Raw genomic sequence first — 1,366 nt, forward strand, 5'->3', positions numbered from 1 at the left:
CCATCTTGGCTCAACCGGTCGATACCGTGCACGGTCAGATCAAGTTTACCGAGCAGGGTGAAGTGCTGTCATTTAAATACGGTAATACTGAAACTGCGGCCTATGAGTTAGGTATGGGGGTCTCTGCATTAATTAAAGCCAGCAGGGGACTGGTAACCGATTCAGCTCAGGAAAAGCCCGAATACCTTTCGATCATGCAGCAACTGGCACAGTTGGGTGAACAGCAATATCGACAATTGACCGAGCAGACTCCCGGCTTTCTCGACTATTTCTATGAAGCCTGCCCAATCAGTGAAATCGGTTTGATGAATATTGGCTCACGGCCTTCACATCGTAAGGTCGGCGATCGATCCAAGTCTTCGGTCAGAGCGATTGGGTGGGTGTTTGCCTGGGCGCAATCAAGACATACCTTGCCAGGCTGGTATGGGATTGGCAGTGCGATTGCCACGTGGATTTCTGAGGATCCTGAAAGACGTCAAATACTGCAAAAAATGTATTTTGAATGGCCGTTTTTCCGGGCAATGGTGAGTAATACACAGATGTCACTTTCCAAGGCCGATATGGATATCGCGGCAGAATATGCTGATTTGTGTATCGATAAACAGCAGGCGCAACAGGTACTCTCTGTTATACGTAATGAATACCAGCAAACAGCCAGTCAATTATTACAACTGACAGGGGCGGAGACGCTAATGGCCGAAAATCCCCAATTAGCCTTGTCTTTACGAAGAAGGCAGGCTTACCTGGATCCGCTGAATCATATCCAGTTACTGTTATTGAAACGTTATCGGCATGGCGATTACAGTGATGCGGAAACAGCCAAATGGCGCGATCCGTTGTTGCGCACTATCAGCGCCATTTCACAGGGAATGCGTAATACCGGTTAATCGTCTTTGGCAGAACGATCCTTCTTGGGAATATAACGCGGTTTATCTTCCTTGCTTTTGGATCGTGCCTTGTTAGCCTTGGCCTTGGGTGCAAGCCCCTTCAATTTGCGGATGGGTAAGCTGTGGCCAAGGTGATATTCAATGCGTTCCAGATTTTTCAGATCGTGCGGTTCAACCAGATTAATCGCCGTGCCATGTTTATCTGCCCGACCGGTACGGCCAATACGATGAATATAGTTATCACCGCGAAACGGCAGATCGTAGTTAATAACATGGGTAATATCTGCCACATCCAGCCCCCTGGCAGCAACATCGGTGGCTACTGTGACCTTGATTTGGCCGGCGCGGAATTTACGAATCCGTTCGCGGCGTACAGATTGATCAAAATCACCATGTAACAGCTGAGCGGAGATATTCTGTGACTGTAACCAGTCGCAAACTTCTTCAGCACGGATTTTTTTATTACAGAATACTAAGGC

At 48.0% G+C, this 1,366-nt stretch carries 2 protein-coding genes; one reads left to right on the forward strand and one right to left on the reverse strand.

Annotated features, from left to right (window positions below):
- A partial coding sequence (locus B3182_RS07950; RefSeq protein ID WP_292752259.1) for a phosphoenolpyruvate carboxylase occupies positions 1-887 on the forward strand: 887 nt, incomplete at its 5' end.
- Here the strand turns inward: B3182_RS07950 and B3182_RS07955 are convergent.
- The coding region (locus B3182_RS07955) for a helicase-related protein (RefSeq protein ID WP_292752262.1) at positions 884-1,366 on the reverse strand (483 nt) is incomplete at its 5' end. The two genes, B3182_RS07950 and B3182_RS07955, sit on opposite strands and share 4 nt — an antisense overlap.

Origin of the sequence: Methylophaga sp. UBA4204 (genome assembly GCF_002379485.1) — a bacterium.
Classification (GTDB): Bacteria; Pseudomonadota; Gammaproteobacteria; order Nitrosococcales; family Methylophagaceae; genus Methylophaga.